The 15,526-nt window shown below is 50.6% G+C and carries 14 protein-coding genes; 8 read left to right on the plus strand and 6 right to left on the minus strand.

Annotated elements, in window-relative coordinates:
• Positions 1-31 precede the first annotated feature (31 nt).
• From JOD01_RS08990 to JOD01_RS09000, 3 genes are all read right to left on the minus strand, one after another.
• Entirely contained in the window at positions 32-955 is a 924-nt protein-coding gene (locus JOD01_RS08990) for an RluA family pseudouridine synthase (RefSeq protein ID WP_338028544.1), read from the minus strand.
• Between the two features lie 95 nt (positions 956-1,050).
• Positions 1,051-1,227 (minus strand): hypothetical protein, encoded by a 177-nt coding sequence (locus tag JOD01_RS08995; protein ID WP_204517988.1) that lies wholly within the window; start codon positions 1,225-1,227, stop codon positions 1,051-1,053.
• 173 nt (positions 1,228-1,400) lie between these two features.
• Entirely contained in the window at positions 1,401-2,510 is a 1,110-nt protein-coding gene (locus tag JOD01_RS09000) for an aminopeptidase (protein ID WP_204517989.1), read from the minus strand.
• Positions 2,511-3,014: 504 nt separating this feature from the next.
• Here JOD01_RS09000 and JOD01_RS09005 point away from each other — a divergent pair.
• A complete protein-coding gene (locus tag JOD01_RS09005; protein WP_204517990.1) occupies positions 3,015-4,280 on the plus strand; it encodes an MDR family MFS transporter in 1,266 nt (421 codons plus the stop codon).
• Between the two features lie 103 nt (positions 4,281-4,383).
• Here JOD01_RS09005 and JOD01_RS09010 read toward each other — a convergent pair whose 3' ends face one another.
• Together JOD01_RS09010 and JOD01_RS09015 are read right to left on the minus strand one after the other, a co-directional pair.
• A complete protein-coding gene (locus tag JOD01_RS09010) occupies positions 4,384-6,978 on the minus strand; it encodes a DUF4855 domain-containing protein (RefSeq protein ID WP_204517991.1) in 2,595 nt (864 codons plus the stop codon).
• 22 nt (positions 6,979-7,000) lie between these two features.
• Positions 7,001-8,167, minus strand: a complete 1,167-nt coding sequence (locus JOD01_RS09015) for a THUMP domain-containing class I SAM-dependent RNA methyltransferase (protein WP_204517992.1) — start codon at positions 8,165-8,167, stop codon at positions 7,001-7,003.
• Between the two features lie 191 nt (positions 8,168-8,358).
• On the opposite strand from JOD01_RS09015, the gene mutM reads away from it, so the two are divergent.
• From mutM to JOD01_RS09035, 4 genes are all read left to right on the plus strand, one after another.
• Positions 8,359-9,168, plus strand: a complete 810-nt coding sequence (gene mutM, locus JOD01_RS09020) for a bifunctional DNA-formamidopyrimidine glycosylase/DNA-(apurinic or apyrimidinic site) lyase (protein WP_204517993.1) — start codon at positions 8,359-8,361, stop codon at positions 9,166-9,168.
• Positions 9,169-9,268: 100 nt separating this feature from the next.
• Complete coding sequence (locus JOD01_RS09025) at positions 9,269-9,913, plus strand: thiamine diphosphokinase (RefSeq protein WP_204517994.1); 645 nt, start codon at positions 9,269-9,271, stop codon at positions 9,911-9,913.
• Positions 9,914-9,939: 26 nt separating this feature from the next.
• Positions 9,940-10,422, plus strand: coding sequence for a DinB family protein (locus tag JOD01_RS09030; RefSeq protein ID WP_204517995.1), 483 nt, complete (start codon positions 9,940-9,942; stop codon positions 10,420-10,422).
• A 181-nt stretch (positions 10,423-10,603) separates the two neighbouring features.
• Complete coding sequence (locus JOD01_RS09035) at positions 10,604-11,590, plus strand: phosphotransferase (protein WP_204517996.1); 987 nt, start codon at positions 10,604-10,606, stop codon at positions 11,588-11,590.
• 16 nt (positions 11,591-11,606) lie between these two features.
• Here JOD01_RS09035 and JOD01_RS09040 read toward each other — a convergent pair whose 3' ends face one another.
• Complete coding sequence (locus JOD01_RS09040; RefSeq protein ID WP_204517997.1) at positions 11,607-12,284, minus strand: uracil-DNA glycosylase; 678 nt, start codon at positions 12,282-12,284, stop codon at positions 11,607-11,609.
• A gap of 184 nt (positions 12,285-12,468) precedes the next feature.
• Between JOD01_RS09040 and JOD01_RS09045 the strand changes: the two genes are divergently transcribed.
• The 3 genes from JOD01_RS09045 to JOD01_RS09055 all read left to right on the plus strand — a co-directional run bounded on the left by JOD01_RS09045 (position 12,469) and on the right by JOD01_RS09055 (position 15,513).
• Complete coding sequence (locus JOD01_RS09045) at positions 12,469-13,293, plus strand: transporter substrate-binding domain-containing protein (protein ID WP_204517998.1); 825 nt, start codon at positions 12,469-12,471, stop codon at positions 13,291-13,293.
• A gap of 144 nt (positions 13,294-13,437) precedes the next feature.
• Entirely contained in the window at positions 13,438-14,013 is a 576-nt protein-coding gene (locus tag JOD01_RS09050; RefSeq protein ID WP_476695687.1) for an amino acid ABC transporter permease, read from the plus strand.
• A 252-nt stretch (positions 14,014-14,265) separates the two neighbouring features.
• Positions 14,266-15,513: an NCS2 family permease gene (locus tag JOD01_RS09055; RefSeq protein WP_204518000.1), complete on the plus strand. Its 1,248-nt coding sequence runs from the start codon at positions 14,266-14,268 to the stop codon at positions 15,511-15,513.
• The last annotated feature ends 13 nt before the right edge of the window (positions 15,514-15,526 follow it).

Raw genomic sequence — 15,526 nt, forward strand, 5'->3', positions numbered from 1 at the left:
ATGAATAACGGCTTGTTGTTTTGTTCGATCACTATCGAGTATGCGAGGGAAATGTTCTGGCCAGAAACTCCGCCAAATCTTTCGGCAATGCGGCCTCGACGGACACCTCTTGTTTATGCACCGGATGGATGAAAGAGAGCGCGATGGCATGCAGCGCCTGATGGGACAGCCCTTTCTCCCCGCCATACAACGTATCGCCCAGCAGCGGATAGCCGAGATGCTGAAAATGCACACGGATTTGATGCGTCCTTCCGGTTTCCAGTTCAATGCGAACCAGCGTAAATTGTTCTGACCGAGCGACAACCTGAAAGTGGGTGACGGCCGGCTCTCCCTGTTTGACCACCCTGCGCTTGGTTGGATGGCTATGGTCACGGCCAATCGGCGCCGCGATCGTTCCGCTTTCCTCGGACAGATGGCCGGACAGCACAGCCAAATACTCGCGGCGGATGTCCTTGTTTCGCAGAGCGCGATCGGCCAATTGGTGCGCATAGCTGTTTTTCGCCAGCAACACCGCACCGGACGTCTGTTTATCCAGCCTGTGGACCGGATGAACAGCCCCCGTCTCCCCTTTTCCCTGCAAATACAGGCGTACAACGTCAACCAGCGTTTCCGTCTGTTCCTTGTTGATCGGATGGGTCATCATACCCGCTCGTTTGTTGACGATCAAGTAAAATTCATCTTCGAACAAAATGTCCAGAGCTGCCAAACGAGCCGATGGCTGCGCAGTTGTCTCTTTGGCTGACGGCGTGCGTTCGGCGATGCGAACCGAGACGCGATCTCCTTCCTTTACCTGTCTGCCCAGAAACGGAGGCTTGCGGTTAAGCTGAATACCTTTGCTGCGGGTGAGACGCTGCAGCATCCTCCCCGATACGGCCAGTTTGCCGCGAATAATCTGCTCCACGGTCATCCCTGCATCCTCTGCAGTTACTACATACTCCAACCAGTTATTTGCCACGAATGATCCCTCGTTTGCGTATCACGTATTTGCCCTCATTTTAGCGAATGACAAAGAGATTAGCCAGCAATGAAAACAATTGCTCTATGCCGTCCCTACCCAACAAAGAGTTGCCGCCAAAGCAAGTCGTCAAAATCGTCAACAGCCTTTTCTTGCCCCATCTCCAACAGCTGGGTGGCATAAGCTTCATCGATGTGAAAGACCGCGCCAATCAAGCGGCCAGCAAAAAATTGATGCAAACATTTTCGGCAATAACGCGAGATCATATTCACCAGCAACCTTTCCATACTTTATTGTATTTAAAGTATATAAAAGTCCGGTTAGTTTGTAAACTAAAGTGTTTAAAAAGTTAAAAAACAAACAAAAAAGAAAAACATCTCCGGCAAATAGAGATGTTTTTCAGTGTGCAGTCCGTCTTGACTGCATCGGCTAATTGGGGTAACTGCTATTTCAAGTTCTCCGGATTTAACCCTTGCAAGGATTCAAGCACAAAGCGTCCGTCCTTGCGAATCAGGACGTCATCAAACCAGATTTCGCCGCCGCCGTATTCGGGACGTTGAATGTTGACCATATCCCAGTGGACGGTGCTGCGATTTCCGTTATCGGCATTCTCATACGCTTGCCCCGGAGTAAAGTGGAAACTGCCGGCGATCTTTTCATCAAACAAAATATCATTCATTGGATGCAGGATGTAAGGGTTGACGCCGATCGCGAACTCGCCGATATAACGGGCTCCCTCATCGCTGTCGAGAATTTCGTTCAATCGTTGGCTGTCAGTGGAGGTAGCCTCGACAATTTTTCCGTTTTGGAAAGTCAGGCTGACCCGCTCAAACTTGCTGCCCATGTATTGAGTCGAAGTATTAAACGTAATTTTGCCGTTGACCGAGTCTCGTACAGGAGCGGTGTAAATCTCCCCATCCGGGATGTTGGCTTCACCTGCGCAGATGATCGCGGGGATGCCTTTGATCGAAAAAGTCAGCTCCGTGCCCGGTCCAACCAATTTCACCTTGTCGGTCCGCTCCATCAACTGCTTCAATGGCTGAAAAGCTTGCTCCATTTTTTCGTAATCAACCGAACATACATCAAAGTAAAAATCCTCAAACGCTTCCGTGGACATATTGGCATTTTGCGCCATCGCCGGAGTCGGATAATTGAGCAACACCCAGCGGACATTGGAGACAACATAATCATTTACCGGTTTCAACCCCAATTGGTGAATTCGGCGTTTTTCCACCGGCACATCGGACAGTTCGCTGTCATTGGTAAATCCATTGATGACAACGTTGGTTTGAATGTCGCGCCACATCGGTTCCTGCCATTTCCGCAAATAAGCGGTGCGCTCCTCCGAAGTCCCCAACAACAGCTCCCGTTGGATTTTCGAATCAATCACATTCACATATGGATATGCCCCTGCTTCATATGCTTGTCTGACGAGTTCTTTCGCCAGATCCAAGCCTTCGCCGCGCACCTCGATCATCAAGTTTTCTTTGGGCTGCAATCGGACAGAGTGGCGCAATAAAGTTTCGGCCAATTTTACGATTCGTGGGTCCAACATCTTCCATTCCTCCGCTTCTGCTTGTTTTACAACTTTTACCTATATGATAAAATAAATTTTACCGCAATTCAGCCTATACATCCAGTATATTTCCGGCAATTTTATGAATTACAACAACTTGCTTGCTTTCGCACTTGTTCTTCGTTATCCTAATACTACCAATTCATTATCATCAGACCAATCGAGGGAGCGTAGGAGCACATGAACCGTTACGCAGTTTTCGCGTTTTAGGCAGAGGTTCGATTTAGAGGGAACACCGTTGCCTCTCACCCTGTGTCCAAACGAAACTGCAAGACGTTTGCCTCCGCGCCATTCCGGCTGGTTCTTAACGGGAACATTGTTACCATAAAATGTTGCCTCAAGCTGTTCCTTACATGAACGGTTCAGCACCCGGTTAAAATGATGGGGAGAGAAACGCATGCGGTTCGTCGGCCGTTTGCGTTTTTTATTTGTAAAGCAAAGTACTGATCGATTTTCAGAAAAGAAGGAAACAGGAGGCGTACGATGTATTGGTGGGCATGGGATCTCAATCTGAAGATCAGGCTTTTTGGCGAAATGCTTTTTCAAGTCTTTTTCTGGATGTATTATCCCTTTATTGCTTTGTATTTCAGCGACGCTTTTGGCAAAGAGCTGGCCAGCTTTTTGCTGATGATCCCCCCGTTGTTAGGAGTATTCGCCAACTTGTTCGGAGGAAACATGTCTGACCGTCTGGGACGGCGTCCGACAATGCTGCTGGGCGCATTTTTGCAAGCAGCGATGTTTGGCCTGTTCGCTTTTTCTCCTTCTCCGTGGATCGATTATGTTGCGTTCATCGGCATCGGAATTGGCGGAGCCATCTATTGGCCAGCGAGCACCGCGATGGTGGCCGATCTTACCCCTGAAGAAGATCGGCGGCTCGTCTTCGCCACCTTTTATACCGCGACCAATATCGGCGTCGTGATCGGACCGGTGCTTGGGTCGTTTTTCTTCCTGCATCATCGCACCGGTTTATTGATTGCCTGCATGGCCGTCTGTCTGGCATACGGAATTGTCTTGTCAATGATCCTGAAAGAGACTCGTCCGCCAAGCGATCAAGCGAAACAGCCCGTCGCCGGTCTCAGCCAACAGCTGCGCAGCTACTACCTGATTTTCCGCGACAAGCTGTTTGCCTATTACACGCTCGCCGGTGTATTGATCAGCGTAGTATTTATGCAGCTCGATTTGTATTTGGCGGTGTATGTGAAAGAACACGTCCCTGAACAAATGCTGCTGCACTGGAACGATTGGCGCTTTATATTGGGCGGGACGGAAGCGTTTGGCTGGATGGTCGGGCTGAACGGCCTGCTCGTCGTTCTGCTTACGCTTTCCGTCACCCGATGGTTTGCTTCCTGGAGCGATCGAAACTCGCTTATTGTCTCCAGTATCCTTTATGGTCTGGGCATGTTTTTTATGGGATTCACCAGCAATCTCTGGCTGCTGTTCGGATGTATCGTTGTGTTGACCTTTGGCGAACTGATTCGCACACCTGTCGCGCAAAGCTTCATCAGCAAATATGCGCCCGAGGACAAACGCGGCCAGTACATGGGGGCATCCAGCCTGCAATTTACAATCGGCCGCTTTCTTGCTCCGGTCATTATCAGCTTTTCCACTTGGCTGACGCCGCAGGGCGTTTTTACAGTCATTTTGCTGCTCGCTTTGGCCAGCGCCCTGCTTTATGCATTTATGTTTCGCTATCTCCGCTCGGCATCCTCCCAGCCGATGGTCCCGTCGGCTTCGGAGCGGGAATCATGAGTCCCCCAACAAACAAAAAACTCACGCAAGTTTGCTTATCTTTCAATAAGCAACTTCGTGAGTCTCCTGTTTAACGCTCGAAATGGATCAGACAGTCTGTCAATCAGTTGGTTTGACTGGCAGGCTGGCTGGTCGATTGCTGCTCTTTCGGCTTTTCCTCCGCCTGCGTCTGAACTTCTTGCGGCAACAAGTAATCCTGCTGTGCAAAGCGTCCCTTGATCCACAAATACGTGTCGTCATAAATCGCCCGGCTGTCCGGATCAGGATTGTTTACGGCGGCCAGCAAGCTTTTCGAGCCGTAATAGTAAGCGTGGATTTTCTCCTTGTCGATGCCAAGCTTATGGGCGGCGATCAGTTGATTGTAATAGGTCTGGAAATATTTCAGATCGCGAACCATGCGATCGTCGCCTTCAATTTCGATTCCCATGCCATATTTGTTGGCCACTTCCAGCGTTGCTTCGATACGGTCGATCGGAATGGGGTTATTGCCGTAATAGTTCGGTTGAACAAAAGCGTAATCAAATCCGAGCTGCTTCCATTCACTCAGCCCCGGTGCGCCATAGTACGGTATCCAATAATAGCGCAGTCCCTGTTGATGAACCATGTTGGCCGTCTCGATGATCAACTCCCGTTCGCGAGGAACCGCGTCGTCAATCAATTCGTTGTACCAGTAAATCCCGTCCAGTTGCAAATATTTAAATTCCGCTTTGTCCCAGCGCATTTTCAGTTGATTGAAATACCATTCCAAGGCTTGTTTGCGGTATCCGAAGGCGCGTTCTTCGCCAACATCGCTCGCTGAAAATGACAGCGAATCCTGATCTTCCCGAACCTTGCCAAAATCAGTCTGTTTCGGGTTGGGATAAGGAAGCGTCAGAATAACTTTTTCCTTCACCGGCGCAATATACAGTGTGCCGCGGCGTTTGTTGTACTCCATCATCGCTTCATTCAGGGCATCCAGTTGACGGCCCGGCCGGAACAAATCGTTCAGGTAATTTGTCCAGCCTTCTGCAGTCGTCTCCAGATTCGGATACGGAATGAAATGAACGGCATCAAACATCTGATCGCGGATGATGCCATCCGGGGAAATGTAACCGACCAGCGGCAAAAAGTCTTCCTTTTTCCAGGTGCCCAGATCGCCGTATCCTCCCGAGTAGGCCAGAACCATATTTTTTATGCGATCGTTCGCTTTTTCATCTTCCCATGAGACAGACTGCGGCGCAGGCGGCAGCATGACATACCGGACCTCATCCTGCTGCTCCTCCGATCCCCACACTTGCAGCTGGCGAGCGAAGACAAACACCTTAACCGGAAAACGCACGCGAACGTAGCGAACATCGGTACTCGGCACATCCACTTCCAGGGTGCGGACCAGTTTGGTTTCCTCGGATGCCGGGACGGAGTGGGTCGCTTTTCCTGCGTACAGCCACGCTTTCCCGTCTTTGGACAGATCGACTTCCATATAGGCCGGAAGCGTAATCCCCAATTTCTTATCCTGCTGAAAGCTGAGGCGCACTTTTTGTACTGGCGTTTCCTGCGGCAAGGTCAGCGTGATCTCCCGGCCAAACTGCCTCAAGTAACCGGTCCATGTATCGGACGGCTGCACCAGCCCCCCGACAGGACCCGGATACGTCTGTTCGAGCTGATGGAAATACGTATCCGGCGTTCCCGTCGTCTTTACGCTAAAAAAGCTGTCCGGTGCATAATTGATCAGCTTGTCCGCCGTATTGTCCGGCATAGCCGAGTCGCTTGGCCCGCCGGCGACAACTTCCACGGGAAGGCGAATCGATTTATACCCGACGGACACGGTGATTTGTCCGGTACCCGCACTCGCTCCGGCAGTAAACGTGCCGTCTGGCGAAATTTCTCCGATTTCCGGCCGGTCCAACGTGAAAATCGGGGTAAAGGGCAGCTGCTCCGTGCCGATCGCCTTCACTTCCAAGCGGCGGCTCTCTCCCGGATGCAAGGTGATCTTCCCGGCGTTGACGCTGAAATTGAGCGTTTCCGCCTGTTTCAACCGTTCCTGCAGTATCCGGTCAGCAACCACGGTTGCTTCCGCGCGGGTGACTTTCTCCAAAGGATGAAAGCGACCATTACTGCCGTTCATCCATCGTTTCGCTGTTACCACCTTGACGGCTTCTCGGGCAAAGTCGGCGATTTCCGCTTCATCCGCATACTGAACAGTCGATTCGCTTGCCGGTATCATGCCGTTGACAGGAATCAGGCGGGCCAGCAGCACAGCCATCTCCTGGCGGGTCAACGGTTCTGCGCCTTGCAGCAAACCATCCGCTCGTCCTTTGACAATTCCGGCCTCGATCAGGGCATTGACATAGTCTGCGTACGGGCTGTCCGCCGAGAGATCGGCGAATGGAGCTTGCCTTTCGCCGCTGGGCAGCATGCCGATCACTTTAGCCAGCAGCAGCAAAAAATCTTGGCGCTTGATCTGTTGATCCGGCTCGTAGAGCTCTTCTGTCACTCCTGAGACCAGCTTGTAAGAAGCCAGGCGTTCCACCGCTTCTTTGGCGTAGCTTTGATCCAGATCGGCAAATCTGTTCGCATCCTTTATGATAGGTGCCGTTATTACCGCGTCATCGGTGACATCCGTCTCTTCTGCCCAACTCAGGCCAGGTTGGGTTAACAAAACAAGAGCCGCTCCCCACGCCATGCACTTCCTTGTAATCCAGTTTCGTCCCTTGCTCATCGTTTCTCCCCCAATTTCTCCCTTACAGCTCCGCTGGATTACTCCCGTTCGGTTTTGGCCGCGGCGGCTTTGGACCATAAAACTGATAATAATCCACTTTGATATTGCCGTTGTACAGTTTCCGTTTTTTGCTGGCCCTCCGCCCAAAATGGCGCTCAAACTCTTCATCGGAAGTAATCACATAGTAAGACCATGTATCCAGCGCGGAAAAGACCTGTCCCATCTCGTGATACAATTTTTCTACCTCGCGGCGCTCGCCCAACCGTTCTCCGTATGGAGGGTTGCAGATGATATACCCGTATTTACGTTTGGAACGCATATCGGCTACATCCATCCGCTGAAAATGGATTTGCTCCTCTACCCCGGCTTCCATCGCATTGCGGCGAGCTACGCGCAGCACCTGTTCGTCTATATCGGTACCGATAATCTCCAGTTTGCGGTCATATTGGGCCAGGTCATGCGTTTCGGCCCGGGCTTCCCGCCAGTACTCCCGGGGAATGCACGGCCAGCTTTCCGACACAAATTCACGGTTCATCCCGGGGGCAATGTTTTGGCCGATCAAAGCTGCCTCGATCGGGATCGTTCCCGAACCGCAAAACGGATCGATCAGGACACGATCCGGTTTCCACCGTGAAAGCAGAATCAGCGCAGCCGCCATCGTTTCCTTGAGCGGCGCAGTCCCGATCAATTCCCGGTATCCCCGTTTGTGCAAACCCGGCCCGGACGTATCAATGGTCAGCGTCGCCACATCCTTCAACAAAGCAACTTCTATTTTGAACTGAGGCCCGTTCTCCTCAAACCATTCCCGCTTATATTGCTTTTTCAAGCTTTCCACCACTGCTTTTTTGACAATGGCCTGGCAGTCGGAAACACTGAACAGAGTTGATTTCACCGACTTGCCTTCCACCGGGAACGCGCCATCTTCCGGTATCCAGTCTGCCCAAGGAAGCGCCTTCGTTTGTTCAAACAGCTCATCAAAGGTAGTGGCTGTAAATTCGCCGATTTTCACCCGAACGCGGTCGGAAGTGCGCAGCCAAAGATTGGCCCGCGGTATGGCTGACAGATCAGCCTTAAACGTTACCTTTCCATTTTCCACCTGCACATCGGTATACCCAAGATTCTTCACTTCCTCTGCAACCACGGACTCGAGACCAAAGGTTGCGGTGGCAATCAACTCGACATTTGGCATAACTGTATCTCCTGTTCTTGCTTTGGTTAGCTTCTGTTCTTTTGCAGACACATACGCCTATATCATACCCCATTCGCTTGGGGAAGGGAAAGGAAAGAGATGAAGCAATTCTCCATCTTTTTTACAGCGATGCATGAGCCACTGGCTGTCGGTGAAAATAACCATAATTTCATGGAAAAGGAGCAAGCTACATGCCGGAATTGCCGGAAATGGAGACCTATCGAACCTTGCTGCAGCAGCGCATTGTCGGCCAAACGATCGACATGGTCGAAGTCGAGCGGGCGAAAACGATCAACCTGCCAGCCGACGATTTCATCCGAACGATTCGCGGCTGTATTGTCACGAAGATGGAGCGCCGGGCGAAGTATTTGCTGTTTCATTTGAGCTTTGGCCATGTATTGTTGCTCCACCTGATGCTGGGAGGATTTCTGTATTACGGAAGCGAGCAAGATCGCTTAAACCGCACCGCACAAGTGGTCCTTGGCTTCGCCGACAAACGCTTGTATTTTCACGGCTTGCGATTAGGCTATTTGCATTTGCACAGCGAGCAAACCGTTGCCGCCGAATTGGCTGACTTGGGGCCGGAACCCTTGGACGCCGCTTTTACGCTCGCCGATTTTCGGCAGGTGCTGCACAAGCACAGAGGAATGCTCAAGCCTGTGTTGGTCGATCAGCATGTCATCGCCGGAATCGGCAATTGTTATTCTGACGAAATTTGCTTTCAGACGGGGCTATTGCCCAAGCGGCGAATCGACACAATCACCGACAGCGAGCTGACCGGTTTGTACGAATCGATCCGCACAGTGTTGCCGGCAGCGATTTCCGCCGGAGGATATATGGAATATCCCTTGTTTCAAGGCGACAAGTTGACGGGTGGCTACAATGACCGCTGTCTTGTCTATGACCGCGAAGGACAGCCTTGTCTGCGCTGCGGCGGGAAAATCATCAAGGACAACATCGGCAGCCGAAAAACATTTTATTGTGCCCAATGTCAAAAATAGCCAATCGGCAGGCTTACGTGCTAAAATATGGATGATGTCTGCAACACGATGCAGACCCACGGAATTTCTGAAACCGTAGAAAAAGGGGCGGCCTCGATTCATGAACAACCAACATCGCATCCTCATCTTTACAGGGGGAACATTAGGGGAATGGGCCTTGGAGGAAATACGCGACGATGATCTCATCGTCGGAGTAGACCGGGGAGCCCTTTTTCTGATTCGTCACCAACTGCAACCGGATCTCGCCATCGGCGATTTCGATTCGGTCACCGGGGCTGAAGCAGAGGAAATCCGAACCAACAGCAAAACATACATCAGTTGCGATCCGGTGATGAAAGACCAAACCGATACGGAGATGGCCTTTCACTGGGCGCTCCAGCAAAGGCCAGCGGAAATTGTTTTGTTGGGTGCCTTGGGCACACGCTTTGACCACACGCTGTCCAATGTTCACTTGCTGAGCTTGGGCCTTCGCTTCCATATACCATGCCGAATTTTGGATGAAAAGAATGAGCTGTTGCTGATCGACAAACCGATCCAGATCGAGCGTGGCCGATTTACCCATGTTTCCCTTCTGCCATTCGGTTGGGAAGTAACCGGGATCACGCTGGATGGATTTCAATACCCGCTGCATGACGCTGCTTTGCGAATAGGCGACTCGCTGGGTATCAGCAACGTGCTCCTCTCCGATTCCGGGTCCATCAGCCTGAAAAACGGACAGCTGCTGGTGATCAAAAGCATGGATTGACTTAGGGAAAGAAAGGATGGTTTCCAATGTCAGAAGAAACTTTATTTCAGCAATTTTCGTTTGTTCGCAATCATACGTTGCAGCACTTCGACTCGCTGACTGAAGAAGTGGCTGACCAAATACCGGCAGGATTCCGCAACAACATTCGCTGGAACCTCGGCCACATTTATGTCTCACTCGAAGGATTCCTGGCAGTTACCACCGGACAGCCAGCCAATTACCCTGATGGCTTTGCCGATTTCTTTAAAGGCGGCAGCAAACCGACTGACTGGACGGCAGAACCGCCCTCCCTCCGTACGCTTAAAACATTGCTGGAAGAGCAAGTTGGCCGAGTAACCGACATGTTGACCGGCCGTTTGGAAGAGCCGCTGTCCAAACCGTTTTCACTCGGAGGCGGCAGACTTGTTCTGAATACGATGGGGGAAGTGCTCGGCTTCACATTGTATCACGAAGGATATCACCTTGGGGCGATCAGTGGCCTGTTGCGCGGGATAGAAGGCACTCGTTAGCATCAAGTCGCGGAGAGCATGGGATGTGCTCTCCTTTTTTGTTAAGACGGCCGCTCAGTCTTCTGCTTTTTTTCAAAAAGCTGCGCGGGCAACTGACCATACCTTTCCCCTTCCTCTGCAATACACTACTGGTAGAGTCTCATCAGACCTGCCAAACTTGCCTGCCAGAGGAGGGAACCAATTGAAAGCCCTGCCGCAAAATGCGAAGAAGCCAGTTTATCAGAAAATCGCCCATCAATATCGGTTGCGGTTTCTCCGTATGGAATCGCACCGTTCGCTCTACAATCCCGGAGCCCTGCGCGTGGAAACCGACAAAGGGATCTTTTTGCTAAAGCCTTACCTCCGCTCGAAGCAGCGCTTGGCGAAGCTTTCTGCCTACATGAAAAAGCTGCAAAAAGCCGGTTTTGCCAAACTTCCACATTGGCGGGAGACACCAAGCAAGCAGAGATGGGTAGAAGTCGAAGGAAGACTGTTCTACCTGACCGACTGGATTGAGGGACAGCCCTTTGTCGCCGATGAGCATCATTACTTCTTATTAGGGCAAACGTTGGCAGAGCTGCATCTTATCTCCCGTACATTCACACCTTCTGTTAAACCTGTTCCAATTGCCAAGTGGAAGAAGCTGCATAACTCCTATCGCGAATTTCGCCTCCATCTTCCGAAAGTCTCTAAACAAACATCGGAAGTTGGCAGATGGTTTACCCAGCACGGCCCTCACTGTCTGACACTCTCTGCACAAGGCTGGAGTACAATTCAATTGCCGAGAATCCAACGCCTGCTGCAGGCGGAAATGGCGCGTCCCAGCTTCATTCACGGCGATGTGACAACCCCCAACCTGATCTCAACCAGCTCCGGTCTCTACTTGATCGATTGGGATTTTGCCGGGATTGGCTCTGCCTACCTGGAACTTGTGCAAGCCTTGACCAATACAGCGGATTTCAACATTCCTTTCCTCGACGCCATCCTGGCGGGCTATACGGAGGTACTCCCCCTTCGTCCTGACGAGAAATTGTTGATCAGCGCCTTGTTCAAGCTGCCGCGTGAAGCTTGGAGCGTCTGTATTCGCACAGCTCGAAAGCTGCCGCCGCGAGCTTTTCAGCCTTTGCGTCAAACCTGGCAAAACAGGCTGAAAGCGATCAACTGGGTGGAGGAATGGGCTTACCGCTAAATTTGCGGCTGACAGCCTACAGATTGGGAATCTGCCAGTCGATCGGCCCGCTCCCGATTGAGCGAAGAAATTGATTCGTTTTGGAGAAAGGTCTGCTTCCAAAAAAGCCGCGGCTGGCGGATAACGGACTGGGATGAGGAGAACTGATAATAAAATGATGACCATTGGTGATCAGTTCACGCTTTGCCTGGGCATGTTTTCCCCACAGCAAAAAGACAAGCGGTCTTTCCCGTTGGTTCAGCGCGGCAATCACTTTGTCGGTAAACTGCTCCCATCCCTTTCCTTTATGGGAGTTGGGCAGACCTTCCCTGACGGTCAAAACCGTGTTTAACAGCAAAACCCCTTGCTCTGCCCATTTGATCAGATAGCCGTTATTGGGCAGATCACAGCCAACATCTGCGCGCAATTCTTTGAAAATATTTTGCAAAGACGGCGGAATGGCTACTCCCGGCTTCACAGAAAAACTTAACCCATGCGCCTGTCCCGGCCCATGGTAGGGGTCCTGGCCCAGAATGACCACTTTGGCCTGTTCGTAAGGCGTATAGTGAAGCGCATTAAATATGTCATACATATCAGGATAAATTGTGTGGCGTTGATATTCCTCTGCCAAAAATTGACGCAATTGAGTATAATACGGTTTGGTAAATTCCTCTTCCAGCAGCGAAGCCCAGTCATTGCGCAAAATCTGTTTCATTGTTAGCAACATCCTCACTGACGTATAATTTCTACAATTGATTATACTCGTTCCGACTGCATCAGCCGATCAAAAAATGGCTCTGTCAAAAAAATTGAAGCTATTTCCTTTTGACTACATAATATGGCATATATTATATTATTCTTAATTATTATAAAAATATAGAAAAAACAGGGGGTTAAACATGAAAAAAGCACTCTTTACCGTCCTATCCTGTCTTTTGGCGTTAACTGTTTCTGCTTGCGGCAGTTCTGGCCAAAGCCAAAGCACTTCGGGCAACGACAGCTCAAATGGAGCTGCCGCACCGGCTGAATCCAGCGCTCCCGCAAAAGAGAAATATGTCTTTGGTACAGATGCGACTTATCCACCATTTGAGTTTGAGAAAGACGGCAAATATGTCGGAATCGATATCGACTTGTTGAATGCCATCGCGGAAGCCGAAGGGTTTGAAATTGAGATCAAGCCGATGGACTTCAAAGGGATTATCCCGGGGATCACCTCCAAGCAATTGGACGGTGCTGCCGCTGGTATCAGCATCACTGATGAACGCAAACAGGTGATCGACTTCTCGGAGCCTTACTACCAAGCCGGACTCTCTCTGGTTGTCCGCGCAGATAACGAAACAATCAAAAATCCGGAAGACCTGAAAGGCAAAACGATCGCGATCAAAAAAGGTACCACCGGCGCCAAATTCGCAGAAGAGCTGGCGCAAAAATACGGCGCGGAAATTAAATATTTTGATGACAGCCCTGCCATGTTCCAGGAAGTCGTTAACGGCAACGCCGACGTAACGCTCGAAGACTACCCTGTTGTTTCTTACAAAATTGCCGTTGACCCCAACTCCAACCTGAAAATCGTCGGTGACCGTCTGAATGGTGACTATTATGGGATTGGCGTCGCCAAAGGAAATGAAGAGTTGCTCAAAAAGATTAACGATGGTTTGAAAAAGGTTCAGGAGAGCGGCAAATACGACGAAATCATCAAGACATATCTGGGTGAACAAAAATAATGCGGTGCAAAAGGACGCGACAGCGTCCTTTTTTTGGAGCAATTTCATACGAGAGGGGAGCGAACAGTGAAAAGTTCATGGCAAGTTATTGTGGATGCATTACCGATTTTGGCAAAAGGTTTGCTCGTGACGATCGAGATTACGGTGCTTGCTCTTATTATCGCCCTGATTATCGGGCTGTTTATTGGTTTGATGAATACCGCACGAACGAAAATTCTGCGGTCGATCGGAACGGTCTACATTGACATCATTCGCGGCACGCCGCTGCTCGTGCAAATTTTTATCATTTACTTCGGGATTCCCTATGCGCTTGATTTTCAAATTGACGAATTTGTCGCGGGGATTGCCGCCATCAGTTTAAACGCTTCCGCTTATTTGGCCGAAATTTTCCGCGCCGGTATTCAATCTGTCGATGGCGGACAGATGGAAGCTGCCCGTTCGCTCGGTTTGACGCGGGGACAGGCCATGCGGTTGGTTGTCTTGCCGCAAGCGGTGCGAAGAATGATTCCGGCCTTTGTCAACCAGGCGATCGTCAGCATGAAAGATACGTCGCTGTTAACCGTTATCGGGATTCGCGAGTTGACCAACAGCGGGGAAATTATTATTTCGGGGAACTACCGGTTTTTTGAGATTTGGATTACCGTTGCCGTTTTTTATTTTGTCTTTATCCATTTGCTGACCTTGTTCTCCCGCTATCTGGAAAAACGGTTGGCCAACTAAGCTGCTGTCAATCCCGGCATGCTCACATCCAACGGGGAAACCGGCTGTTTGCCTTCTTAGAGCATCATGTTTACGGTGCTCTTTTTTCTTTGATGGGTGCCAAATGCTGTCAGTTCAATTCGCCGCGATGTGGGGAAAACTAGAGGTGTTCATCTCCCCCTGCAAAAAATCGTGCTTTCTGTTATAATTCTGTACGGTACGTCAGCGCAGACGTATCGGGTGGGTGAGGGTTTATTACTTAAAGAAGGGACTATGATGCGTACAGCTGTTAACAAGGAGCTGCTGGCTGGTCTGACCTCTTATTTTACCAGTGTGTATGTAATTGTCGTGAATGCGATCATTCTCGCCGACGCTGGCATTCCTCTGGAAGCAGGAATCACGGCTACCGCGCTTACCGCTTTTGTCGGATGCCTGTTGATGGCCTTCTGGGCGAAAGCGCCGGTCATTCTTGTCCCGGGAATGGGCATAAACGCGTTTTTTACCTACACTGTTGTTCGCACGATGGGGCTATCCTGGCAAGAAGCGCTTGCTGCTGTCTTTTTGTCCGGACTGATTTTTTGCCTGATCGCCTTCACCAAACTCGCTCAACTGCTTAGTCAAGCGATTCCGGCTTCCCTGAAGGAAGCGATCAGTGTCGGAATCGGATTGTTCCTGATCTTTATCGGCCTGCAAAAAGGCGGAATCATCGTGAATAATGAAAGCACCTTCGTTGCCCTCGGCGATCTCGGCAGCTTGCCTGTCCTCGTGACCGTGATTGGACTGGTGCTGAACATTGTGTTGCATGTAAAAAATATAAAGGGAAGTTTCCTGATTGGCATCGTCACCAGTTCATTGATCGCCTGGCTGTTTGGGCTGATTGATTTGAGCGGGATGCAATGGGAGGGCATTTCGTTTACTGAATACAGCACCGTGGTCGGATCGCTGTCTTTTGCCGATCTCGGTCAATTTGGCTTCTGGATGGCCACCTTCTCATTCACGATGGTGATTGTTTTTGAAAACATGGGGCTGTTGCACAGCTTGCTTGAAGACAAACAGAAGTTCTCCCGTGCTTACCAAGCGAACGCGATCTCGGTCATGGGAGCAGGGCTGCTCGGTTCCTCTCCCACAGTGTCGGCTGTGGAAAGCGCCGCCGGAATTGCCGCAGGAGGAAAAACCGGAACGACTGCGATCACAACCGGCCTCCTCTTTTTGCTGACCTTGTTCTTTATTCCGGTCATCAAAATGATTCCGGATCAGGCTGTTGCTCCGGTATTGATCATCATTGGCGGACTGATGGTGCAAAATATCCGTCACTTGCCACTGCAGGACTTCTCTCAGGCGTTTCCCGCCATTTTGATCATTGCCCTGATTCCGCTGACATACAGTATCGTCGACGGAATTGGCTTTGGCTTCATCGCGTATGTGTTGATCCAATTTGCCCGGCGCAAAGTTCGAGAATTGCCGCTGACCCTGATCTTTATCAGCGCCTTGTTTTTATTGAACTTTATTGTGCAAGCATAACGAAACCACTCGG

Origin of the sequence: Brevibacillus fulvus (genome assembly GCF_016908525.1) — a bacterium.
Lineage (GTDB): Bacteria > Bacillota > Bacilli > Brevibacillales > Brevibacillaceae > Brevibacillus_G > Brevibacillus_G fulvus.